Annotated in this window: 20 protein-coding genes and 1 CRISPR repeat array; of the genes, 12 read left to right on the top strand and 8 right to left on the bottom strand. The window is 44.0% G+C overall.

What is annotated here, in order from left to right; genetic code table 11:
- The first annotated feature begins 93 nt into the window (after nucleotides 1-93).
- On the top strand, nucleotides 94-1,014 hold the full coding sequence (locus MAS10914_RS0117710) for a manganese catalase family protein (RefSeq protein ID WP_017317290.1): 921 nt from the start codon (nucleotides 94-96) through the stop codon (nucleotides 1,012-1,014).
- 211 nt (nucleotides 1,015-1,225) lie between these two features.
- Nucleotides 1,226-1,348 carry a hypothetical protein gene (locus MAS10914_RS36235; RefSeq protein WP_269635059.1) on the top strand — a complete coding sequence of 41 codons (123 nt, stop codon included), beginning with the start codon at nucleotides 1,226-1,228 and terminating at the stop codon, nucleotides 1,346-1,348.
- Nucleotides 1,349-1,624: 276 nt separating this feature from the next.
- On the opposite strand, the gene MAS10914_RS0117700 is transcribed toward MAS10914_RS36235, so the two are convergent.
- Nucleotides 1,625-2,011 (bottom strand): RNA-guided endonuclease InsQ/TnpB family protein, encoded by a 387-nt coding sequence (locus MAS10914_RS0117700; RefSeq protein ID WP_026082626.1) that lies wholly within the window; start codon nucleotides 2,009-2,011, stop codon nucleotides 1,625-1,627.
- Nucleotides 2,012-2,049: 38 nt separating this feature from the next.
- Between MAS10914_RS0117700 and ureE the strand changes: the two genes are divergently transcribed.
- From ureE to MAS10914_RS0117675, 5 genes are all read left to right on the top strand, one after another.
- Nucleotides 2,050-2,493 carry an urease accessory protein UreE gene (gene ureE, locus MAS10914_RS0117695; RefSeq protein ID WP_017317287.1) on the top strand — a complete coding sequence of 148 codons (444 nt, stop codon included), beginning with the start codon at nucleotides 2,050-2,052 and terminating at the stop codon, nucleotides 2,491-2,493.
- A complete protein-coding gene (locus MAS10914_RS0117690) occupies nucleotides 2,471-3,160 on the top strand; it encodes an urease accessory protein UreF (protein ID WP_017317286.1) in 690 nt (229 codons plus the stop codon). Before ureE ends, MAS10914_RS0117690 begins: the two co-directional genes overlap by 23 nt.
- 100 nt (nucleotides 3,161-3,260) lie before the next feature.
- Nucleotides 3,261-3,857 carry an urease accessory protein UreG gene (gene ureG, locus MAS10914_RS0117685; protein ID WP_017317285.1) on the top strand — a complete coding sequence of 199 codons (597 nt, stop codon included), beginning with the start codon at nucleotides 3,261-3,263 and terminating at the stop codon, nucleotides 3,855-3,857.
- Between the two features lie 127 nt (nucleotides 3,858-3,984).
- Nucleotides 3,985-4,953 carry an acetamidase/formamidase family protein gene (locus tag MAS10914_RS0117680; RefSeq protein ID WP_017317284.1) on the top strand — a complete coding sequence of 323 codons (969 nt, stop codon included), beginning with the start codon at nucleotides 3,985-3,987 and terminating at the stop codon, nucleotides 4,951-4,953.
- A gap of 144 nt (nucleotides 4,954-5,097) precedes the next feature.
- Entirely contained in the window at nucleotides 5,098-5,868 is a 771-nt protein-coding gene (locus tag MAS10914_RS0117675; RefSeq protein WP_026082625.1) for a sulfite exporter TauE/SafE family protein, read from the top strand.
- 1,185 nt (nucleotides 5,869-7,053) lie between these two features.
- On the opposite strand, the gene MAS10914_RS0117670 is transcribed toward MAS10914_RS0117675, so the two are convergent.
- From MAS10914_RS0117670 to MAS10914_RS0117660, 3 genes are all read right to left on the bottom strand, one after another.
- Entirely contained in the window at nucleotides 7,054-8,880 is a 1,827-nt protein-coding gene (locus MAS10914_RS0117670) for an alpha-amylase family glycosyl hydrolase (protein WP_017317282.1), read from the bottom strand.
- Between the two features lie 77 nt (nucleotides 8,881-8,957).
- Nucleotides 8,958-10,787 (bottom strand): GMC oxidoreductase, encoded by a 1,830-nt coding sequence (locus tag MAS10914_RS0117665; protein WP_017317281.1) that lies wholly within the window; start codon nucleotides 10,785-10,787, stop codon nucleotides 8,958-8,960.
- A gap of 37 nt (nucleotides 10,788-10,824) precedes the next feature.
- A complete protein-coding gene (locus MAS10914_RS0117660) occupies nucleotides 10,825-11,535 on the bottom strand; it encodes a LamG domain-containing protein (RefSeq protein WP_017317280.1) in 711 nt (236 codons plus the stop codon).
- A 393-nt stretch (nucleotides 11,536-11,928) separates the two neighbouring features.
- On the opposite strand from MAS10914_RS0117660, the gene MAS10914_RS0117655 reads away from it, so the two are divergent.
- The 3 genes from MAS10914_RS0117655 (at nucleotide 11,929) to MAS10914_RS0117645 (ending at nucleotide 14,936) form a co-directional block, all read left to right on the top strand.
- A complete protein-coding gene (locus tag MAS10914_RS0117655) occupies nucleotides 11,929-12,516 on the top strand; it encodes a hypothetical protein (protein WP_026082623.1) in 588 nt (195 codons plus the stop codon).
- 172 nt (nucleotides 12,517-12,688) lie between these two features.
- The gene (locus MAS10914_RS0117650) at nucleotides 12,689-14,131 is read left to right on the top strand and encodes a DICT sensory domain-containing protein (protein ID WP_017317278.1); all 1,443 of its coding nucleotides are present in this window, start codon (nucleotides 12,689-12,691) and stop codon (nucleotides 14,129-14,131) included.
- A 13-nt stretch (nucleotides 14,132-14,144) separates the two neighbouring features.
- Nucleotides 14,145-14,936, top strand: coding sequence for an SAM hydrolase/SAM-dependent halogenase family protein (locus MAS10914_RS0117645; protein ID WP_017317277.1), 792 nt, complete (start codon nucleotides 14,145-14,147; stop codon nucleotides 14,934-14,936).
- Nucleotides 14,937-14,999: 63 nt separating this feature from the next.
- On the opposite strand, the gene MAS10914_RS0117640 is transcribed toward MAS10914_RS0117645, so the two are convergent.
- On the bottom strand, nucleotides 15,000-16,541 hold the full coding sequence (locus tag MAS10914_RS0117640; protein WP_017317276.1) for a sensor histidine kinase: 1,542 nt from the start codon (nucleotides 16,539-16,541) through the stop codon (nucleotides 15,000-15,002).
- 339 nt (nucleotides 16,542-16,880) lie between these two features.
- Between MAS10914_RS0117640 and MAS10914_RS0117635 the strand changes: the two genes are divergently transcribed.
- The gene (locus MAS10914_RS0117635) at nucleotides 16,881-17,537 is read left to right on the top strand and encodes a general stress protein (RefSeq protein WP_017317275.1); all 657 of its coding nucleotides are present in this window, start codon (nucleotides 16,881-16,883) and stop codon (nucleotides 17,535-17,537) included.
- Nucleotides 17,538-17,793: 256 nt separating this feature from the next.
- Nucleotides 17,794-18,282: a BON domain-containing protein gene (locus tag MAS10914_RS0117630; RefSeq protein WP_017317274.1), complete on the top strand. Its 489-nt coding sequence runs from the start codon at nucleotides 17,794-17,796 to the stop codon at nucleotides 18,280-18,282.
- 133 nt (nucleotides 18,283-18,415) lie between these two features.
- Here the strand turns inward: MAS10914_RS0117630 and MAS10914_RS0117625 are convergent, their stop codons facing one another.
- The 3 genes from MAS10914_RS0117625 to bioF all read right to left on the bottom strand — a co-directional run bounded on the left by MAS10914_RS0117625 (nucleotide 18,416) and on the right by bioF (nucleotide 23,595).
- Nucleotides 18,416-19,693 (bottom strand): hypothetical protein, encoded by a 1,278-nt coding sequence (locus MAS10914_RS0117625; protein ID WP_017317273.1) that lies wholly within the window; start codon nucleotides 19,691-19,693, stop codon nucleotides 18,416-18,418.
- A gap of 34 nt (nucleotides 19,694-19,727) precedes the next feature.
- Entirely contained in the window at nucleotides 19,728-20,363 is a 636-nt protein-coding gene (locus MAS10914_RS0117620) for a hypothetical protein (protein ID WP_017317272.1), read from the bottom strand.
- Nucleotides 20,364-21,688: 1,325 nt separating this feature from the next.
- A CRISPR array of direct repeats spans nucleotides 21,689-22,235; the repeat unit is 37 nt; unit sequence CCCGCACCGATTGCGTTAATTCGGATTAGTTGGAAAC.
- Between the two features lie 196 nt (nucleotides 22,236-22,431).
- Nucleotides 22,432-23,595 carry an 8-amino-7-oxononanoate synthase gene (bioF, locus tag MAS10914_RS0117615; protein ID WP_017317271.1) on the bottom strand — a complete coding sequence of 388 codons (1,164 nt, stop codon included), beginning with the start codon at nucleotides 23,593-23,595 and terminating at the stop codon, nucleotides 22,432-22,434.
- Between the last annotated feature and the right edge of the window lie 2 nt (nucleotides 23,596-23,597).

The following is a 23,597-nucleotide window of genomic DNA, read 5'->3' as shown; positions in this document are numbered from 1 at the left end:
AAGCATTAAATAGGTTTCCTAGAAAGCATAAGCGACACAAATATCAATTGAGCCTGAATTTGTGCCGCCCTGTATGCAAATGAGGTCACAATAATGTTTTACCACACTAAGAAGCTCCAATACTTCAGACCACCAGAAAAACCCGATCCAATTTACGCCAAGAAAATTCAAGAACTCATCGGTGGCACCTTTGGTGAAATGACCGTGATGATGCAGTACCTGTTCCAAGGCTGGAATTGTCGCGGACCTGCGAAGTACCGCGATATGCTTTTGGACATTGGTACCGAAGAAATCGGTCACGTCGAAATGCTTGCCACGATGATTGCTCACCTACTGAATCACGCACCCATCAAACTGCAAGAACAAGGTGCACAAGACCCAGTGGTGGGAGCGGTTATGGGCGGTACCAATCCACAGGATGTGATTGTAGATGTGATGGCGGCAGCTATGAACCCCCAACACGCTATCGTCTCCGGTTTGGGTGCCACGGCAGCTGACAGCGTCGGTTTTCCCTGGAACGGTCGCTTCATCGTCGCCAGTGGAAACCTGATGGCTGATTTCCGGTCAAATCTCCACGCGGAATCTCAAGGACGCTTGCAAGCAGTGCGGATGTACGAGATGAGCAATGACGCAGGAGTCAAAGATACCCTGAGTTTCATGATTGCCCGCGACACCATGCATCAAAACCAGTGGATAGCAGCCCTTGAGGAGTTAAAAGCAGATGGACTGGAAGACACTCCAGTTCCCAGTTCCTTCCCATTGGAATTGGAGAAGCGCGAGTTTGCTTATCAGTTCTGGAATCATTCAGAAGGCACCGAAAGTGCAGAAGGTCGCTGGGCAAAAGGTCCTTCTCCAGATGGCAAAGGGGAATTCCAGTATGTTGAAAATCCCAGACCGCTAGGACCAGAACCTCTACCACCCCTAGCAGATCCACGACTGCATGGAACACCTATAGACAGACAAGCGCAAGGTAGCGCAGATCCTTTGGTTGATCGCACCACAACTATCGGCTAATATCAACACTCTCAAGTTCCTAATTTTGGTTGGCATTGGGTAAAAAGAGCACCCTATTTACTGACATATACGATATGTATGTGTCAGTTTTTTTAACTTATCTTAGCTAATGGTGTAGTATATTATGTAGCATATTCTCAAGCCTAATTTTTAGATGTCTTTGCCCTGGGTACACGCCAATAATGCAGAAATCCAACAAGGAGAAAGCGTCATGAAAATGAGAAAATTGGGACATCAAGGACTGGTCGTTTCAGAACTGGGACTCGGTTGTATGGGTATGTCCGAGTTCCTATCCCTGGCACAAAACGCCGCACTTATCTGGAAGAAAATGTAGCAGCAACCCAAATCACGCTCACACCAAACGATTTGCGTCGAATTGAGGAGGTAGCACCTAAAGGAATTGCAGCGGGTGAGCGGTATTCAGAACAACATATGAGCGCAGTGAATCAATGAGACTAGTTAACTTCAGATATTGCACCTCTTGATCTGAATACCAAATATGAGCGATCGCTCTCAGGGCGATCGCTCATATCATGTCCAGATGAAGACTTTTGACACTCCCACGGCTTCAAGCCGTGGGATTCTAGGCTCAACCTCGAAACTTACTCAATCAGGATTGCTCCAGACTGAACAGAGGTTTCAACTCCCCTAGCGTTTCTTGGTTTCCGTTTAGAAACCAAGATCCCTCATGCCCTGAGGTAGCAATTTTTTCTCTGCCTTTACGAAGTATGTTAATTGCAGCAGCGTAGTCACGTTGTAGAACCCAACCACACTTACAAGTGTGCGTCCTAGTTGATAACGATTTCTTAACCATTGTACCGCAATCTGGGCATTGCTGCGAGGTGTAGTGAGGTTCTACAGCTACTACCACTTTTCCATACTTCTGGGCAAAGTATTCTAAATAGCTGCGAAACTGTCTCCATCCAGCGTCGTTAATGCTTTTTGCTAGACGGTGGTTACGCACCATATTTTTAACCTGCAAGTTTTCGTAGACCACTAAGTCGTTTGAGCAATTACCCAACTGAAAATAAGATGATGTTGACCTTTACCCAACGTAAACTGCCAAACCCAAATACAGCAGTCACCTTAACCCTCGCTCTGACAGCCCAAGAACGCACTCGCAGTCGTCATCGTTTTGAGACAGAAGATGGGGAGCTAGTGTTTTTGCGTTTACCGCGAGGAACGGTGTTACGGGATGGAGATATTCTGCAAGATGAAACAACTGGTAGTTTAGTCAGAATTGCTGCCAAACCAGAACCTGTTTTAACTGTAACTCCCCAAACAGTGATAGATTTGCTAAGGGCAGCGTACCATTTAGGAAACCGTCATGTGCCAGTAGAGATTACAGCGACTTATTTAAGGTTATCTCCCGACCCAGTTTTACATACAATGTTAGAACAGCTAGGGCTAAAAGTGAAAGAGGAAACTGTACCGTTTCAGCCAGAAACTGGTGCTTATGGACACCATCATGCTCACTGATAGCAATCTCTTGTGTCTTTTGCAGTTGGCTAGTCCAGCTTTGCCTGTGGGAGCTTATAGCTATTCTGAAGGGTTAGAAACGCTGGTGGAGAATAGCACAATTGATAATCAAGCAGCCTTAAAGCACTGGTTAGAGGCGGAACTGCGTTACGGAGCAATACGGTTAGAAGCCGCGATCATGGTACGAGCTTACCAGTCTGTGAAGGTGGGTGATTTAAAGTCGCTATCGTATTGGAATACGTGGTTATCAGCGGCTAGGGAAACTGAGGAATTACGCGCTTCTAGCTGGCAAATGGGGCGATCGCTCATCCGACTACTTGTGGAATTACAACCGCAAATTGTGCCGATAGTGGATGCTGTTGGAAATCCTTGCAATTATGCGATCGCTTTTGGCATTGCGGCTGCTTATTGGGATATCAATATAAAAGCAGCTTTACTAGGATATCTGCATAGTTGGGCAAGTAATTTGATTACTTCTGGGGTAAAACTCATCCCCCTAGGACAAACGGCGGGACAGCGGTTATTGCTAGAGTTACAAGAATTGCTTGGCGATGCAGTGGTGGAAATTATGGAGTTGGAGGATGATCAACTAAGTTGTTGTAGTTGGGGTTTGTCTTTGGCAAGTATGAAACATGAGACGCTATATACAAGGTTGTTTCGGAGTTAACGAACCGCGCACTGGGAGATGGGGTGATAGGGTGATGGGGTGATGGGGTGATGGGGAGAATAACTATTGACCATTGACTATTGACTATTGACTAATTATTATGAATGCTTTTCGAGTTGGTGTTGCGGGACCTGTAGGGTCGGGTAAGACGGCTTTGGTTGATGCTTTGTGCAAGGCGATGCGCGAGCAGTATAATCTGGCAGTAGTGACAAATGATATTTATACGCAGGAGGATGCTCAGTTTTTGGTGCGTTCTCAAGCTTTGTCAGGCGATCGCATTTTGGGTGTGGAAACTGGGGGTTGTCCCCACACTGCTATCCGGGAAGATGCTTCGATGAATTTGGCAGCAATTGAACAGTTAGAGGTGCGGTTTCCAGATTTGGATTTGGTATTTTTGGAAAGTGGCGGTGATAATTTGGCTGCAACTTTCAGCCCGGAGTTAGTGGATTTAACGATTTACGTTATTGATGTTGCCGCTGGTGATAAAATTCCCCGTAAAGGTGGTCCTGGAATTACTAAGTCTGATTTGTTGGTGATAAATAAAATTGACTTAGCTCCCTATGTCGGCGCAGATTTAACTGTGATGGAACGAGATGCAAAGAAAATGCGCGGTAATAAACCTTTTGTTTTCACAAATTTGAAAACAAAAGAAGGATTGACAGAGGTTATTGAGTTTGTGGCTACTCATATTTGCTAATGTGGTAGATTCAAGGAATGAGAAATGAAGTCATCACAACTAGCAGTGTTAGAGTAATTCTTCACTCCGCTTCTACGAATTTGTGCAATTCTGTACTAAGCAATAATTCTGACACACCACAGCAACGATGGCTCACCACATTCTCAAAGCTACCAGGGAAACCGTGCATCTGGGTGGTTTCTCTCACATTTTAGAACCAGCACTCACTGTTGACTCTGGCGACACAGTTGACCTAGAAACATACACTGGTTACTACGTTTACGACAAAGCACCACCGGAGTTTCTGACATCTGCATTCCTTGATATTTGCCAAAATCTTCCCTCAGAACGCAAAGTTGCAGCAGGACCACATCTACTGACTGGACCAATTTACGTGCGCGCGGCGGAACCTGGAGATGTTTTGGAAGTCAAACTAGAAGCAATAACACCCAGTTTACCCGTTGGCTTCAATGCAATTCGTACAGGTTGGGGAGCGTTACCAGATCAGTTTCATCAACCTGCCTTAAGATTTATTTCCCTCAATTTAGAGGATAACATCGCTGAATTTCCAAGGGGGAGCGGTATTAAAATTCCCCTCAAACCCTTTTTTGGTATCCTGGGTGTTGCTACTACCGAAGCATCTCGAAACTCAATTCCTCCTGGTCATTATGGTGGTAATATCGATAACCAGGAACTACAAGCAGGTTCTAAGGTTTTTTTGCCGATTTTCGTTCCTGGTGCTTTGTTTTCTATCGGCGATGGACATTCAGCACAGGGAGATGGTGAAGTTAATGTCACCGCAATTGAAACTTCCATGAATGGCACTATTAAGTTGAAACTTCGCAAGGATTTGCAATTAACAATGCCAATTGCTGAAACTCCCACGGATATCATCACAATGGGATTTGGTCAAACATTAGATGAAGCCTTAGAGCTAGCTTTAAAAAACATGATTGACTTTTTAGAACGCTTCATCAATTTGTCACCAGAAGATGCTTATGTATTGTGTAGTTTAGCTGTGAATTTTCGCATTAGTCAAGTTGTTAACAGTCCACAAAAAGGTGTTCACGGAATGCTACCCAAGTCAATTCTACCTATAAAATTCTCATTTTCTTAGAAGCAGTGTAACACAGCTTCAACTTCTTTAAAAAGCATTATCATAAGTTCAGAATCTAGAGCCTATGGAATCTAGATTCTGAACTTATGATATTAAAAAAAATATTTAACGCCACTTAGTCTTCATCCAAAATCTCAAATTTATATGGTTTCTACACATCGGTTACTTCTCGTCATGAGTGGGGTGTTTTCTGGTATTCTTGCTGGATTTTTAGGAATTGGCGGCGGTACAGTTTTAGTCCCTATACTAGTAACCTTGGGATATATGCCAGTGCAAGCAGTTGCTACCAGTAGTCTAGCTATTTTGATTACATCTATTTCTGGTACTATACAGAATTGGCGAATGGGTTATATCAATTTTAAGCGGGTGATTATGTTAGGATTGCCTGCTTTAGTAACGGCGCAAATTGGTGTTTATTTAGCAAATCTTTTTCCTTCTTACATCCTGCTAAGTGCTTTTGGATTATTACTGTTATTGAATATTTATTTGGTGGAATTGCGTAAGCGCCTGACAACTGGGAACGTACAAACCCAAGAGCAAAGGTTCAACCCCACACTTGCTAGAATTTTCACAGGAGGAGCAGCTGGGATCTTAGCAGGTTTATTTGGTGTAGGTGGTGGTGTCATTATGGTTCCACTACAAATTTTGCTACTAGGGGAACCAATTAAATTGGCGATCCAGACGAGTTTAGGCGTAATTGTTCTTACAGCAATTTCTGCTACTCTAGGACATGCTGTAAGTGGTAATATCCTATTTGTAGAAGGGATAATTTTGGGAACTGGGGGACTTGTGGGAGCGCAATTTAGCACTCGCTTTCTGCCTAAGTTACCAGACAAAGTTGTGCTTTTGGCGTTTCGGACTCTGCTAGCAATTTTAGCAGTTTATATGTTTTGGCAAGCTTGGCAGAAGTTTTAGAAAATAACCACAGATAAACACAGATGATGTGTCGGTTCCTAGTTTGCTGATGCAGAATGTTAGCAAGTCGTATCCCGGTTGTTTGGCAAAGCATCAGGTCAATTTGACAATTCAACGTGGATGGGAGGTGTTGGCTTTGAAAGCTTATCTAGGGAATAGAAAATGCTTTTACATTAATATCTGCATCCTAATGCCCTAGATGATAAGTGAGTATCTGTTGCCAAAAACAAAAATTTCCCTAATCGAGAAACGGTAAATATGATAACACTCTACTCATCGTATTTCCTTACTATGTAGGACGCTGATTCCAGCCATCCAACATGATTCGATTTTCTCTTAGTTGTTTCTAGCTTTTTCTGTTTTATCTTTTGCGATTTCCTTAAAACTAAGGCATTCAAAAATCCTACAAAAAAACTTGGAGAGATTGTTAATATCATAAGAGATCCAACAAATTAGTAAAATGTCAATTATGTTAGTTTTGTTTGAACATTTCCTCTTATTAATAGAATTGTTAATAGCTAATTATCATGGGTAATAATATCTATTGGTATTTGTGTCAACTACAACTAAGGCAGGAGCGCAGAGCTTTGCGCTTATACAGTTGTATTTCATTCAAGCGAAAATCGCTATATAGCGGTTTGCAATTGGGTAAGGTACACAAAGAAATAATGAACCACAGATGCACACAGATAAATTTGTACTTCATTCAAGTGAGAAGCGCTATAGTTACAAACAAATAAGTCAGCGGTTGTAAATAAAGTTAAATAGGTTGACTGTCTTTTGTCTTTGCTCCTTGAGCCTTTGTACAGTATAAATGACTTTTGAAAAATGGCAACCCTCCTAGTAAAATTTATTGAGCTTGTTCTACTTATTTACCCATTACTAATCACCAATAGACCCTAAAGCTTAGTGATTAAACGAACTTAGATTTAATTATATTTCAAAATGATTTGAAGAAACTCTGAGATTAAATTGTTACCTAATAAAAGAACAATCAAGCTTTGAAACCGCTCCTGTAAAGAAAAAATACTTTTTCATAAGTAAACAAGAAAGTGAAAAATATACTCTTCCTTTGTTTTAAAAAGAAAGCCCCCTCATAAAAGAGGGGGATATATGGGGCACAAAAAACCCATTAAATGCAAGCAAATATACTATTCGTTTACTACAGATTTTCCACGCCAATGTTTATTGAGAATAAATGAGACCACTATAGGGACCGATCGCGAAACCAGCACTATGAGGCATATTATCCTTTGCTTCTGCTTCAGCGCTGACCGGATGTCCTCCCACGTTGCCAAAATCGCTGCTGTAACCTGCCCAATCACTAGAAAAACGACACCACCAAGTCCCCGAACTGGGTAATCCTACACGATAAGAATCCCAAGTGCGATCGCTAAAATTTAAGATAACAATGACGTCATCCCCTGGACCGCCCTCATTCCAACGGTGGAAGGCAACGACTTTATTGAGGTTATCGACGACGTGACAGTTGATGTGCTGTCCTCTCAGTCCGCGAGTATTGTTGTCCCAATTGCGTCGCAGTTGGCAAAGACGTTGATAAAGCTGAAATATGCCGTTAAAAGTCTCTTTGCGAGACCAGTCAAGCGGAATTGTGTCGCTAAATTTCTCAATTGAGAAAAGTTCTTGTCCCTGCCAAATCATGGGAATTCCAGGTGCTGTCAAAACCACAGCTGCTCCAAGGGTCGTTCGCTTCTTGGCAAACCAGGACTCAGGATTGGCGGGATCGATGCGGCGAGCTAGGGCATCATTATTGCCGGATTCATCGTGAGATTCTGTATAGATAACCCGCTTAAAGGCATCGTTATTGAAGCGGGCGTAGAGAGCGCGAGCAATTCCATCCATATCTCGAAATTGATCGCTGGGAGTTTCTAAAGCATGGCGCACTTCATGGACAAACCAATGCCATTCTGCATCGAAACCTGCTCCCATCTCTGGTGTCGGACGTGTGACCCAGCCGTCATTGTGCCAATCTTCGGCAATGAAGATTTTCTGTCTGGGATAGCGATGGAAAAAGTTTTTCTCATCACTAATCCAACGGAGTAAATTAAATCCCTCGTTATTCCACCCTTGACCGTTATTGAATCCCCAGACATTGGATGTGCTATCAATCCTCAATCCATCACAGTGACACTCGCCTAATAAAAACATCACGTTGTCACGGATAAATTGCCGCACTTCCGGACGTCCAAAGTCAGGTCGAGGACCCCAGTCAGTGGGTTCTCTCTCGTCGTTGTAGAAATAAATGCCTCCATGTTCGCCTTGATGCCAGCCATCAAAGCGCCTTAAGCATTCGTCCAAATCACCAGGTCCAAAGTGATTAAATACGCTGTCAGTAATCACAGCAATTCCTAAACTATGGGCGCGATTGACAAACTTTTTAAATTCGACAATCCCTCCATAAATCGACTCAATAGCAAATGGGAAGGCAATGTTAAATCCCCAGGAAAAATCGGCGGCAAATTCATTAGGGGGCATCACATGAACACAGTTGATACCAAGTTCAAGTAGATGGTCGAGTCGTGCAGTAGCTCTTGCTAAGTCTCCAGGGCGATCGCCTGGATCGTCATCGAATGTGCCTAAATGAAGCTCATAAATCACCAAAGAATTGTAGTCTGGCATCTGAAAATCGTCATCCGTCCAGGGAAACTCCGATTCACGGACAATAGCTTTCCCGACTGAGTTGGTGATTTGCGTCGCATAGGGATCAATCTTATAAAAGACATCTCCTGTATCGCCATTGGTAATTTGATAGCGATAGAGCTGATCGGGTGAAATGCCAGCTACATCAGTAGACCAATAACCATTATTTTCTGAAGCTAAACCGACTAAGCTCGAAGGGCTGTTATTATCTTGATTTCTGTCGTTATAAAAAGCAACTTGAACCTGGCGGGCGTTGGGTGCCCAAACGCGAAAGGCGGTGCCGCCAGGAAACACAATATTGCCCATGCCTTCATGGGTACTGACTTGAGGTGGTGCTATACCAACTACCATTTTTCTCCTGAATTCATTGATATAAATGCCAAAAAAGGATTTTAACCTTCTCACGCGGTTGAGAAGGTTAGTCTTCATTAAGAACGGACAAGTTGTACTAGATGATCGCTTAAACGTAGTGCGAGGGCGACCGCTGTTAAGCTGGGGTTAGCGGCTGGAGAAGTAGGAAATATTGACAAATCGCAGGCGTAAACAAACTCCTGGTCGAGAAACTTGCCGTTTTCATCGACAACGCCTTCTAAGACTGCCTGTGTCCCTTTTCCAATATTGTTGCTGTCTCTCACCTGCATATGGAGAGAACCAACCTCATGGGCTACGCCGCCAAGTCCACCATCGCCAAATCCTTCGTTAAACTTCACTGCCCCGAAAGAATTTAAAATATTGTCTGAGATTTCCCGAACTCTGGCTTCCACTTCGTCAGGAAGTCCAGGATTTTGAATTTTGGCGATCGGGCGAAAATCATTGTCGGCATCAAACTCGATTTGATTGCTTAAAAGTAATTCCCTATTTGTGAGAAAAACGATTTCGCACAGCATATTACGCTTTTCTAAATTGTCGCGGAAAATATCCTCATCCAGATACCGCCCTTGGTTAAAATCTGCACCGAGTTCAATCAGAACATTAAAGGGATCACGAATTCTATCTTCTCCTGGGTGCGGCTCAGTTGGTTGGGATACCACCTTCACAGACCCAAAACGATCATAATAGGGCGACTCGGGCGGAATAAAAAAATGTGCAAACGCAATGGGGTGGTCGGTAACACCCTGCCCTACCAAGTCATTCCCTATGTTACTGCGTTTGGCAAGGCGCGCACTTTCAAAGCAGCCACAAGCAAGAACGACAAACCTAGCTGAAAATTCCTTTTCTTCCTCGGAAATCATATCCCGGACAACGACTGTGCAGGGTTCCCCAGGTTCAATTCTGATTGCCTGATGATGAGTTCGCACGCTTAAGTTGCCGGAACCCGTAGGACCAGCAGTTCTAGATGATTCTAGTAGCAAATCTGCCGTTGAAAACATCCCAGTCGTGATGGTATTTGCACTGGTCAAATTCTGTCTGACCGCCACCGGAGCATCAAAATGACTGTATCGAGGAAGTTGTTCTCGCAATACTCGGTGAATCTCCCGCGTGTAGTAAGTTACTGGCGCGGTTGAACGACCCATCAAGTCCTCAGCGAGTTGATAGTAGCGATCTTCTAAGTCCCACTTAATTTGAGTCGGCCAATAATCCAACTCCCAGGAACTCATGCGCGGAATAAAACCGCCCCAAAATACCGATCGCCCACCCAAATTAAACGCTTGGGCACCTCCGTAGACATTTTCACTCCCATCAGTAGGCTGATCGTAATTAATGACTTGATATTCAAACCAGCGATCCCAGACGTGTTTTCTAAATTCACCAGGAAAATGGCGTCGAGGCAGATTTGCAATGTGAGTCTCTAGGGGAACTCCGCCTGCTTCTAGTACTAAAGTATCTAAACCGCTATCAGCGAGTTGATCAGCCAATACGCCCCCAGCCATTCCAGAGCCGATCACAATAACATCGTAGGGTTCGCGATCAGCAGGATCTGGACGGGAAGTATCAAAAAGCTTTATCTGGGTTTGACCAAGTTCAACAACGGGTTCAACAGGTAAACCAAAGCCAAACTCATTCAGATAAAAAGTATGGCGTTCATTGTCGGTGCCAGGAATATTAAAATTGGGATCGTTAGACCAAATTTGTCGGTTGAGTGCAAACTTACAGAGGAAGCCAGTTAAATACTTCGGATCGGCTAGCTCGAATATCCAGCGATCGTTTTGGTAGCTTCCCTCAATCTCATTGTTTTCCCATTCATCTTTATCTGTTCGCAAGGTCACTTCAGAGAAAGGGGGAATATGAGCAATGGTAACTAATTCGACAAAAATCATAAAAAATACCTTTCATTCGTGAATGAAACTCAAAACATTAAGAAGCCGTCAAAAGGACACTTGAGTTTACTGAGTCAAGGTTAAAAATTTCACGAATTTCAGATGCATCCAAGGCACGATTATAAATGCGAACTTCATCAATGAGTCCTTCAAATTCGCTATCTACTACCTGAGGATCTGGTCCATTTTCTTCCCCACCAATAGTGACAGCATTATCATCTACTCGAATGTTTCCAGTCAGAGGTCGATTGCCAATTTCGATGCCATCAACATAGAGACGCATGATACTTCCATCGTAGGTTCCTGCTAGATGTATCCAACGATTATTCTCTGGAACACCACTGTAAATGTCGCCTTCACGTAAAGTGCCACCGTCATCTGTGCCAAGGTGCCACTTATAATGCATCGCGCCATTTTCTGGACCAAAACCCAAATAAAACTGATCGGGATGCAGAACAGTACCAATTTGTCTGGAAACAGCGACTTTAAAACCTTCCGGGGCTACATTTGGAAACACCCAAGCTGTCACGGTAATTTTATCAGTTAGGCTATTCAGGCTTACCGAACCAGGAATACTGACATGTGAATCATCACGACCACTCAGTTCTACAGCTTTGCCATATTTCCCATCACTTCGAGTGCCATTTATTAACAAGCCGCGATTATTATTGCCTGAGCTATCCAGGACAGTAGTACCTTCTGTTTCATCAAATTGCCAATAGCCTATTAATCCATCATTAATGCCCATAGAACTTTCTCCAAAATAACTTTTTTACTACTAGTGGTTCAGCACACCAAGTTTGAGGGGTTTGTCGTGAGCACTTTAGCGCTAAAGCGCCAACTACAAACTACGCTTACCCGGCAATTTTGGGTTGGCAAACTACTAGGACTTACCCATTAACAGAAATTTGATTGTATGCGTAAAGTTTTAGTTGATTTGCTCAACACAAGTTAAGCATGAATGAGCTAACCTTCTGTATCCTTATCCTTATATAGATGTAAGTACTGATCCACTTATGCAGTTCCGGGATAGAAATGGAAAAAATTGCCAGTATTTTGGTCAGTTCAACCTTTCTACTGAGTGCAGTGCCGTTGATGCACGTAAGTGTCTCAAAGTAAAGTGCGTAAGTCCTACAAAATTATGAAATCCAGGAAAAAATATGTTGTTCTGTTTATGATTGTGGCGATGGTTGCTAGCCTAAGCAGGTGTAGTTTTGATCCGACCTCTGGTGATCTTGAAAGCACAACACCAACACCCAGTCCAACGACCAACAGCGAAAAATTTACACCTGCTGCACAAAGACCGAGTGAGAGCAGTTCATCTTCTCAAGAAACCCCAACCCAAAATAAAGCTTCTTCGAGTTCTCGCGCTGTCACGAAAAAAACTATCAATGTTACGTTGTTCACAAGTGATACTCAATGTCAAGAACTGATTCCACAACAAGTCTCAGTACCAGCCGCAGAACCTGTGACAGGTGTGGTGGGTAAAATCATAGAGCAACGTGACAGTGCTGATTTTAGCTTGTCGGGATATCGTGTTATCGTCAAAGATGGAGTTGCAACAGTTGATTTACGAATATCTCCAAATTCCCACCGTCAATTCACTTCTCTTTCTAGTTGTGAACAATTTGCTCTATTTGGCAGTCTTCGCAAAACTTTATTAAGTAATTCTCAATGGAAGATTAAAGAAGTTCGCTTCACTGAACGAGGAGAGAAAATCGTTCTTTAAACGAGAGAAGATATAAGATAAAAAAGTTGTTCACTCTTCACACTTAGACTTGAGCCATTGCTCAACTATCTTGTGTCCCTAATAAGAAATCAGGTTTTTTGCGGCTTTCTTATAAGATGAGAAACTAAGGCAGTATCATTTTGTTCGTCCTTGTCCCTGTTGTGCTTTACCCATGAATTTTTCTTTTGCTCAGGATCTATCCGTTTATCAGCTGGCTTTGGGAGTGCAAGCCCCTCCTCAAGCATTGCCCCATAGTCCTGCGACTCTGCTGTCACTTGTGAGGTCACAAATTGATTTACTTATTGAGCAACAGATTGCAGCCACTTTATGGGTCAAGCTACCACCAGGAAAAATTTGGCACTCAGAAATTCAGCGTTATCATCAACAACTGAGAATGTCTGGCGTCATTCATACTTTATACATTGAGGAGAGCTGGAGCAAAGAAAATGGGCAGCACAATCTCCCCCTCTCCCCCCACTCTATCGCCCCATCAGAGAATCTCCATGACATACGAGTACAAACCCTGCAAGATAGCCAGTTGCAACGGGAATACTTTGTGATGGTATTGTCACCCCAGTTTTGCTGTCTCATTCTGGCTCATAGACCATTGAGAAGACGCAGAAACAATTCGGCAAAAGCAAACAGGAAAAAAACCCCGCCGTTACTTGCCATAACGACTTTTGATGGCAGAGTCATTCAGCAAGTTTTTCATGTGATCAAACAGGCTATCACACCAGAATCACCCCTGTTTGTACCTGCTGATTTTATTTGTCCCGCAGCACCCGAACCAGCACTTATGAGTCAACTGCTGGCAAAACAACTCCAGCGACAGGATGAAATGAACCGTCAAAGAACGAGAAAGCATCTTGCCAAAATGCAGCAGAAAAATCAAAAACTACAAGATACCCTGCAATTTAAAGATGAATACTTGAGCAATGTGTGTCAGGAACTGCGCGCACCTTTAACACACATGAAGACAGCGTTGAGTCTTTTAAATTCCCCTAATCTGAAACCCCCCCAAAGACAACGTTATTTCCAAATGCTCAATACCCAATGCGATCGCCAAAATGCACTTATTAGTGGGGTGTTGGATTTGGTGCAGTTAGAGCGCAATTTAGAGCGTATTTCGTTAGAGCCTGTACGTCTGTCAGACATTGTGCCTGGAGTCGTGAGTACCTACCAACCCTTAGCTCAAGAAAAAGGTATCATGTTAGCCTACACCGTACCGACTGAACTTCCACCTGTTTGGTGTGTGAGCGGTGGCTTGAGGCAAATTGTGATTAATCTGCTTTCTAACAGCATCAAGTTCACCTCCAATGGTGGACAGGTTTGGGTCCGAGGACGTGTTCAAGGTGATGATGTCCAATTGGAATTTCGCGATACTGGTATTGGTATTGCCGACAACGAAATTCCCAAAATCTTAGACCGCTTTTATCGCGTGCGTCCAGCCGCAACTGAAGATCCAGGTGGTGTGGGTTTGGGCTTATCAATTGTGCAATTATTGCTATGGCGTGGAGGAGGCTCTCTTTCTGTGAAAAGTAAGCTATGTGAAGGTTCCACTTTTACTGTGCAGTTGCCGATCGCTCCTGAAAATCCCACTCAAGAATTGGTTTGAGATTAAGCTTATTATGTTCATCACCTTGATTGCAGACTATGGTAACGGTGACCCAGCTTTTGCTGAGGTTACGCAACGTTTACTGATGGCACTGCCTAAAGCACAGATTCACTCTCTTACAGTTCCTGCCTTCAGTACTCTAGCAACAGGCTTTTGGATTGCTCAACTTGGTCTTAACCCCGGTCCAGTAGAGCGTTTAATCTACCACAACTGTGCGCCTCGCCAAGATGATAAACAACCTAGGCAGGACAATGAAGGCGAAGGACTCACTTATGCCCTGTTACCCAATGGCGTTACAGTGGTGGGCGTCAATGCGGGTTACAGCCTCTCTTTTATCAAAAAATATGCACAAAGACTGCACATAGTCAAGGTTTCTAGAGGCGGGTCGCAGTTCCGCTCTCGTGATGTCTTCCCCAATGCGGCGGCGGCAATTGCTCAGGGCGACTTTAGCCTTTTGGGAGAAGTTTTGCATCCAAGCAATATACCTGATCCGCCAAGCGATCGCGTTGCTTGGATTGATGGTTACGGTAATATCAAAACAACCATCCCAGCAGATACCGTTAACCTCAAACCTGAAGAGAAGGTGGTCGTCCGCGTTGGTGATGTTGTCAGTGATGCGGTGTACTCCGATGGCAGTTTTAAAGTGCCAGAAGGGACTTTAGCCTTTGCACCGGGGAGTTCTGGTTGGTCAATGGCAGATGGGTCGAAATCAGTTCGTTGGATGGAACTCTTTCTACGTGGTGGTAACGCCTGGGAACGCTTCGGCAGACCTCGTGTCAATCAGTTCATTACTCGTATCGGCTAGGAACAGAGAAGGGAGAATAAGAGATTGCCCTTTTTCTCTGGACGAGATGTGTGTGATGAACAATTAACTCTTGACTTCCAACTTCTGCTCGCTACTGACTTCTAAGGGAAGAAAAATCGTAAGCACTTCTCCATAACGGGGGCGTTCGCGTACGATGAGTTTACCCCCGATCGCCTGAAACAAATGCTTGGTTGCAGCAAGATTCAGACTAATTGTCCCCGTTTCTGGTTGGAACATCAGCAGTTGACCAAGAGCCTTGCGAATGGGCGGTGTGCATGGAGATACTGAGGTTTTATCATTATCTACCACTTGGGGTAGGGGCAATAATTGTAATTTCAGTTGGTCGCCAGCAGGGATAACCTGTACTTGAATACGGCTACCAGCGGGTAAACTGCGGGTAAAATTCTCCATCAAACCCGTGAGAACCCGATCCAACATGGTAGGATTACTAACTACAGTTGGTAACTGCTGGGGTAAAACCACATCCAAACTCAAGTTCCGTCGATTCGCTGTTTGTTGCCAGCGAGGAATACTCTGTTGCAACACTTGCTCCAGAGACATTGCCGTCAGTTGAGTGTTTGTGCATTTTACCTTGGCAGATGTTTCTAGTTCTGCTGCTCTCAACAGCAACTCCATCCTGTCAATTTGCTCAGTGCATTCGCGATCAATCAGTTCCAAACGCTTGATAGCATTTGCAGGCAAATCGCGCTGTTTGAGCAATAGACGAGTCATGGTGCGAATCGTTGTCAGTGGAGTGCGAACTTCATGAGCAAAAGCTTGCAACAGTTCTACATCAGGACGAGTTGGCGCTTCTGATGAGCCGCACAGGAGGACACTTGCGTGCGCGGGTTCCCCTGCTGTTGCAAAGTTTCTGTTGGATAGACGTGGCGAACCGGAGAGACTTTCGACAAATTCTGGGCGTCCTCTTGTCGGACTGTCCCCTTGTCTTGCTATTTCCGTGTCTTGTTCTGGTTCAGGAAATTGCGTGAGCAACAACCGACTGAACTCCATCACCGTGCGGTAATCTGGAGCTACGGGAGAATATTTTTGTACTAATTCCTCTAAATTGGCGAACAGATCAGGATGACTTAATATGACTCGTGCTCCTAGCGATCGCCATGCTAACTCAACGACCTCAGGATCAAAAGAAAATGAAAAAGTTTTATCGCCATTGGTGTCTTCTGCTAGAACCAACACTAATCTAAATTGCTTGGTAAAAACCAAACAAAACTGCTCCTTCGCCAATGGATCTGTTTCTAGCACAGGTAAAACCGACTCATCAGGAGCAAATGCATCTGTCACCGCCACACCAGGAGGCATTTGAAATGGCATGAGTGCCAAGGGGTTAAACGGCTTTGCCGTAAAAGTGACTGTCTGCAAGCTTCGAGCCAGTCTTGGGTCGCTGAAGACTGGTGCTGGCGCAGCCAGAACTAATCCAAGGCTCGCCTCAGGTGAAGCCGTTGCTAAAGTATTTAATAGCAATTGTTCTGTCGCTGCTATGCTTACACGCCATTGCCGCTCTGCTTTGGCAGATGAGCACTTAGCCACTGTTGATTGACTATTTGTTAAAACTTCGCTCAAACTCGGTAAGATCCACTTGTACACGACTTTCCACCCCTTCAATAAAGAGCGACTGACAGCGTTTGGGCAGGCATTCACTACTATTTACGAGGTTATAGGTATTTGTTTGTTATTGAAAGTCGTATAACCGAACAATTGCAGCGCAATTTCCCCTGTGCTCACTCATGATTATGTTACGGGTAGCTCAGGACGAAGGACAAAGGAGTATAGAGCAGTCGGGCAAATAACCAATCTCTTGATAGAGACTTAGCTTACACTTATGGACGATGAAAGTCAGCTCAAACAAAGGCAAAGTTATATAGGCGCAAGACAAAAATAGTTTTCGTTTTTGTGCTGTTTTTAGCTATTTAAAGGAGGAGTAAAATGGCTTTGGGCGAACACAAGCGTGCAGTCGGCGTATTTTCTAGCCGTCATGAAGCCGAGCATGCACTCACCGAGCTCAGAGATGCTGGCTTCCCGATGAATAAGATTTCTATCATTGCTAAAGATGCTGATCGCACCGGTGATATTGCTGGTGTTGAAACGCAGGAGCGTGTTGGCAACAAAGCTGATGAAGGAGCCAAAGCCGGAGCAGTGACAGGCGCAACATTAGGGGGCATTACCGGCTTGTTGGTAGGTTTAGGTACCTTGGCAATTCCTGGCGTTGGTCCGGTATTACTTGCAGGCGAGATAGCCACAACTCTGGCTACAGCCGCTGCTGGTGCTGGAATTGGTGCTGCTGCTGGTGGCTTACTGGGTGGGCTTGTTGGTTTGGGAATTCCTGAAGAACGAGCCAAAGTCTACAACGAGCGGGTATCCCGTGGGGATTATCTGGTAATAGTAGAGGGTACGGATGACGAAATGCGTCGTGCCGAAACTATTTTGAGAAACCGGGGTATTCAAGAGTTTGGCATTTATAGTGCGCCTGGTGTTACAGACACTCGCACAGATTACGCTGATCCTGTTGTGAACAACCAACCTCCGTTAACTAACAACCAACCTCCAGTAACTATTGTTGACCGTCGGGATGCAACTCTTTAAGAGTTGCACTTATGAGTCAATAATTAGAAAAGTCCTTCCTCTAAAATATTGCTTTGGACTTTGAAAAATTCGCTCCTCAACCTCACACACAATTAACAGTGTTCAGTTATCAGTGAATTCCCATAACTGAAATTCAAGGATTACTACAAGCATTTGCCTGTTCCTGTATGTATTTTTGGGTGAAATGATAACTGTTTCGTGTTAAGAACTGCTTCTGTCAATGAATCTTGAGAAACATTTAAGTGGAACAGAGAAGATGAAGAAGTTTATTCCATTGATCATTAGTGGCGTGATTGCTGTTGGTGCGGTTGGTTGCGAACCCCCTTCAAGAACGAGTGCAGATGCTCCTGCTGGTACAAATGAAAACGTTAATGCTCCAACAAAAGACACTGCTCAGACAACCCAAGAAGACGCTACTGGTGAAGTTCGTAAAGAGCAAATAGAGTCTGACATTAGAGCACGCGAGCAACGTAACAATGCCACTGGCGGTGACTTAGACAGAGCTGATGCTGATTTAGAAAGCGAAGTTCGCGGCAAGTTAGAAGCAAATTTGCCAGCCAGCCAGTTAACAGTTGACGCTAAAGAAGGCTCTGTCACTGTAGCTGGAACAGTTCCAACACAAGAGCAACTGAATAAAATTCCTACTTTGGCACAAGAGATTAAAGGTGTTAAAGGTGTGAAGGTAGACGCAAAAGTAGCTCCAGCTCAACCAGAATCAGACACAAACAATAAACAACCTCAATAGTAAGTTATGTAGTATAAACTACATAAGCATCTACCATAACAAATTCAAAAACCAACGCTCGCATTCTTCAAGAAAACAGAGAAATGCGAGCGCTTCTCATATCTCAAACCCCCCTAGTGTAGAAGGGAAAAATTTAACCTTTGGTTTGTAAGAGCCAGTGTTTGTAACTGAGTACGTAAATGAAAATAATCATGAATAAAAGAGGTGTTATTGTTGTTGGTTCCGGTACCTTCTTCACTTCCTGTCCAGGCGGAGAACTTACAGGGGGAGTGGAAGGCACCTCAATGATTTGATTTTCACCGGAAGGACCACTGCCTAAAGGAGGACTAGACCCATCAGACGAAGGCGGAGTGGTAACAGGGGATGTACTTGAGACGCTACTAGATCCCTCATCTGAGGAACTATCTCCACCAAGGGTCAGAAGAAGTAGAAGTAAGGCAAGACCGCCACCGCCAATGAGCCAGCCTGGAAAAGAATTCCGTGAGGCTTCTTGCAATACGACATCTTCTGGTAAGTAGGAAGGAAAATCAACGCTTGTCAATTCTGGCGTCAACGTTACTGGAGTTTCCCCTACAAAGACTTCTCCAGCCAGAGTTTCTTCAGCAAACCACTCAGCTTGGGGAACACCAAGATTTGGACGTCCGAACTCACCACCATCTGGTGAATATGGTATGGAGAGGTCTTTGAGAATGGTGTCTTTGAGAGACTGTTCATTCCCGGAGTTCAAGGCGCGCATCGATCTGGAAAGTTTGTCCGAGTAAAACTTGGTTTGCTCTGGCTCTAGACCGAGAGATTGAATCTGCTGTTGAGCATTAGGAATTTTTGCGACCTCTTCAAGCAACAAACGCCCATAAGCGTATTTCAAATCCAGCAAGGCATTGCGAGGATCAAGCGAGTTCCCGCCTCCTTCAGGTGCCCAGTAGAAGTTTTGGGTAACTTGTCCTAAACCTTGTTGGGGAGTCCGAGCTACTGTTTGCCCAAGAAGATACCGATACCCGTCCACAATATTAGGGTTGTCATTCTCCCAGAATGAGTGGTACGGTATCTCAGAAAGATTGGGATTGTCTCCATAGAAGGAAGCAAAATTCCGGTAGTTTTCCTCCCCACCAGCTGCTCGCATCAGCAGTTCTTGGTAGCTAGGTCCACCGTTGGATTCAAGTATTTTCTGGAAAACGGCTCCAGCCTTGTTACATGAAGCACCAAATCCTACAGTACATGCTGGAATGCCTCGCATTTGACTCAAATCTCGCCCTGATACCTGATACTGGAGATAATTTTGCTCCAGTCCTGGTTGGATCCCATAGCGCCCAATGTTCAACTGAGCAGAAGCAGATTGAGATACAGTGAGTACTCCTGCAAAGGATGATAAGGATGATAGTGCAATTGCGATTCTTTTGACTCTTGACTTCAAGGGATCACCTCCAACAAGTAACTTTGAATGCAGCCTATGAAACTGGAGAAGAAGCTAAATTCTGAGGCGAGTTGATGTTAATTGTGATTCCTGTACCTTTAAGTTTCCCACCTGTGACAGGGTGATATATGACAACTCCACCGTTTGTTTGGTCGAAAAGATAACCACGACCAGATGGTTGTACTTTTCCTTGCTTTACTAAGGAGAAGAAGGATTCAAGATATCTGCTTATACTTTCACGGTTCCCTTGATTTGTCTTTGTATGCTTCTCTATAAGCATCATGAACAAGTCCAGGGTACGCTCGTCTTGCCCTTCAACGAGAATACCATCGTCCAGGAAAGAACTAGCTACAAGCTTTCCATTAATTTGCTGAACTTTAAGGAGGCTATAATAGCGTCCCTGCTTTCTAGAATCATTCACATAACAGACCCAAGAACCATCTGGGTTTTGTCTAAAACCTTGTTGCGCCAGGTAGGAAAGTGGGGAACCACTTTTTTGACTCACTGGCGAAGGCAACAAATCTTCCACTGAATCGGAAGAGCAAAGCCTTTGCGTCATTTTTTGTTGAGGAGTAGTTGGAGTCTGTTGCGCTATTGCAAAGTAAGGCATAACAGCAACCGCAGATAGAGAGATAGTAAATGTACTTAGTAAACGAGCAAATATATTCATGTTCTTTCCCTATAAGTTACGAAGGAATTCCTTTTGTGGGAGGGTGCCCTTAGGTATTTCCTTGTACCTAGATCCAATTATTTAGATATTGTTTCCAGATTTAGTTAAAAATCCCTAGAAATCTTTAAAAAGAATGTATAAATCCCACTGGTTTGACAAGCAAAATTTAAATTTTTAATGTTTTTGTTACGTAGAAATAAGGAATTTGCATCCTGCGTAGATTCGCCTTCTCTTCCCTTGTTTGCCTTTGTGCTACTTACATCTAGCCTTTTTGAAAAATTGTCCATAAAAAAATAATTGAAATTTCTGAATAATTATAAGTGCTTTTACTGATGAAATGACGCTTAACTTCCTACCGAACTGAAATGTCATTTATGAAGCCAACTTTAAATTCTCGCTCGTAGAGTGCTAGAGTGCTTACTTTTAGAGATTTTGTAGTTTTGTAGTTTTGTATTATACCTATCACTCACACCTCGCTATAACTCTTCATAAGATCGCCGTAAGTTAAAACCTGTTTAAGGACTGTATGATTTTAAGATTTACTTTATAAATCAGAGCTTACTTCTGATAGCTAAAGAATCTCCGGTTAATTCCTTAAAATTTTGGGCGTAATAACCGTTATTTGCTTTTCGATTAACTTTTCGGAGAGTATACTACTAAATTTATTGCTGTTCTAGCACCCACATGAAAACATCTTAAGCAGTGACCGAAATCACAACATGAGTGTTCATCTCTGCATAATCACACGATTGTCATAATCAATTCAAGTGATACCAATGTGAAAAAAGAATGCAACACATCGGTTAAACCCCTCCCCAACCCTCCCACCCCCCTTGGCAAGGGGCGGGTGGGGTTATCTAGCGCGTATTAAGTCATTTTGCAGTATTGCTCACAAAGAAGCACTAATCAGCGTAATAGCACAAACTAACCAGGCTTGATATAAGAAGCGATCGCATCCGCAGACATCGAGCAGGACTAGAACTATTAGCCGACTGGGAATTTAACAGCATTGGCAAAATCGTTGGTAAAAAGTTAATGCTACTTGTCTGTACAAAGTCCATTACAATTGACAAAATCTCGACAAAAGCAGATGATCGATTTATAGTTTGGTTATCAGCTTGATGTTTGGCAGAGCGAAGCGGCGGCTAAAACCTGGAGAGTTCTGCCAAAAACTCCAGAACCTAGACTAGTAAATATTTTGAAGGTTTGAAGTGTTGAGATAAATGAAAAAAAGTCTCAACAAGTATGGCTGAAATTAACCTCTTTTTGAGGTCTGCCAAAACCCGTTCTGGAACGCTTACTATGTAACGTTTTCAGGGCACAGACCCGCACCGATTGCGTTAATTCGGATTAGTTGGAAACGTATGCCGTTGATGACCAGGTTCCTCGGGTTCTGAACCCGCACCGATTGCGTTAATTCGGATTAGTTGGAAACAAGCAGAATGTAGTCAGAGCACTTGACATATGTGTCCGCCCCGCACCGATTGCGTTAATTCGGATTAGTTGGAAACTTTTGTATCCCGCTTCTGCTTGTAAACCTCCACTACCCGCACCGATTGCGTTAATTCGGATTAGTTGGAAACCGGTAGCCTTCTTCGGATGGGTCGTCTAATCTCCACCCGCACCGATTGCGTTAATTCGGATTAGTTGGAAACGGGCAATTACGTGATGTAATGATGTTTGCAATACTCCCCGCACCGATTGCGTTAATTCGGATTAGTTGGAAACATCGCCTCTTCAACGCGCTCTTTTATCTCACAATACCCGCACCGATTGCGTTAATTCGGATTAGTTGGAAACCGGTAGCCTTCTTCGGATGGGTCGTCTAATCTCCACCCGCACCGATTGCGTTAATTCGGATTAGTTGGAAACTCGACCTCGATCTTTTTGCGGACAAAGGTCAATCACTCCCGCACCGATTGCGTTAATAAACGCAGATCATACAAAGGCAGAGGCTTCGCTAGTTACATAGTGCGATCGCATCTCATGCATGGCATCAAATTAAAACCTATCCTTAATCAAATTCCTACTGCTATTGACCTGCAATGAAAGGTTGATTGGACTGAGTTTAGATACTGCTCAAAGCTTCTACCAATTTCTCAATATGCGCTGCTTCATGAGTCGCCATCACAGAAATCCGTATCCGACTCGTAGGAACGGTGGGGGGACGAATAGCCGGGGCAAAAATGCCAGCAGATTTCAGATGTTGTCCACCTTTGAGAGCATCTGCTGCACTGGGCAATTGAAAGCAGAGAATGGGTGACTCAGAGGGTAGTAATATCAACGATAGTGACTGCTGTTGGATGACGTGTTTGAGTTGGGCTACATTCTGCCATAATTGGGCGCGGCGTTGCGGTTCTTGCTGTACTATTTTTATTGCTGTTAGCGCCGCTGCTGTATCCGCAGGGGAAAGCGCCGTGGTGTAAATCCAGCTAGGTGCGCGATTCCGCAAAAAGTCTATTAAGGTTCCACTTCCCGCCACATATCCGCCTAGACTACCCAAAGCTTTGCTCAAAGTGCCAATTTGAATTAATTGCCTTCCCGTACATCCGAAATGTTCTACGCATCCAGCGCCAGTTTCTCCCAGTACCCCTGTGGCATGAGCTTCATCAACGAGCAGCATACAGCTAAATTCTTCAGCTACATCAAGTAGTGCCGATAAAGGACACAAATCACCATCCATGCTGAAGACGCTATCAGTGATGATAAGGCAACGTCGGTAGTTTTGCCGCTGTTGACTCAGTTGGGTTCTTAATGCTGCAACATCACAGTGAGGATATTCAATAATGGTTGCACCACTTAAGATTGCCCCGTTTTTGAGACTGGAATGATTGTACTGGTCAGATAAAATAAAATCGCGCTTGCCTACAAGGGCAGTTATTGTACCTACATTCGCCAGATAGCCGGAACTGAAAATCACTGCATCTTCTGTTTGTTTGAGGGATGCGATCGCTCTTTCCAACTCCCTATGTAATTCTCTATGTCCGCTGAGTAATCTAGAACCTGTAGCACCCGTACCAAATTCTTGGACAGCAACAGTAGCCGCCTTAATCAGCCGCTTATCCCCAGCCAATCCTAAATAGTCATTACTGGCAAAATTAATCACCTCTCGTCCTTCCAAAAGTACCGTTGCACCAGGAAGACCGTGGATTGTTTGTACTGAGCGATACCAGTCAGCACGGTGAATTGTCGCCAGGGATTCTTCTATCCAAGCGTAAGGATTTGTCGGCATTT

Source organism: Mastigocladopsis repens PCC 10914, from assembly GCF_000315565.1.
In the GTDB taxonomy this organism is placed as follows: domain Bacteria; phylum Cyanobacteriota; class Cyanobacteriia; order Cyanobacteriales; family Nostocaceae; genus Mastigocladopsis; species Mastigocladopsis repens.
Note: the sequence above shows the minus strand (reverse complement) of the source record. Positions and strands in the feature narration are given on the sequence as shown.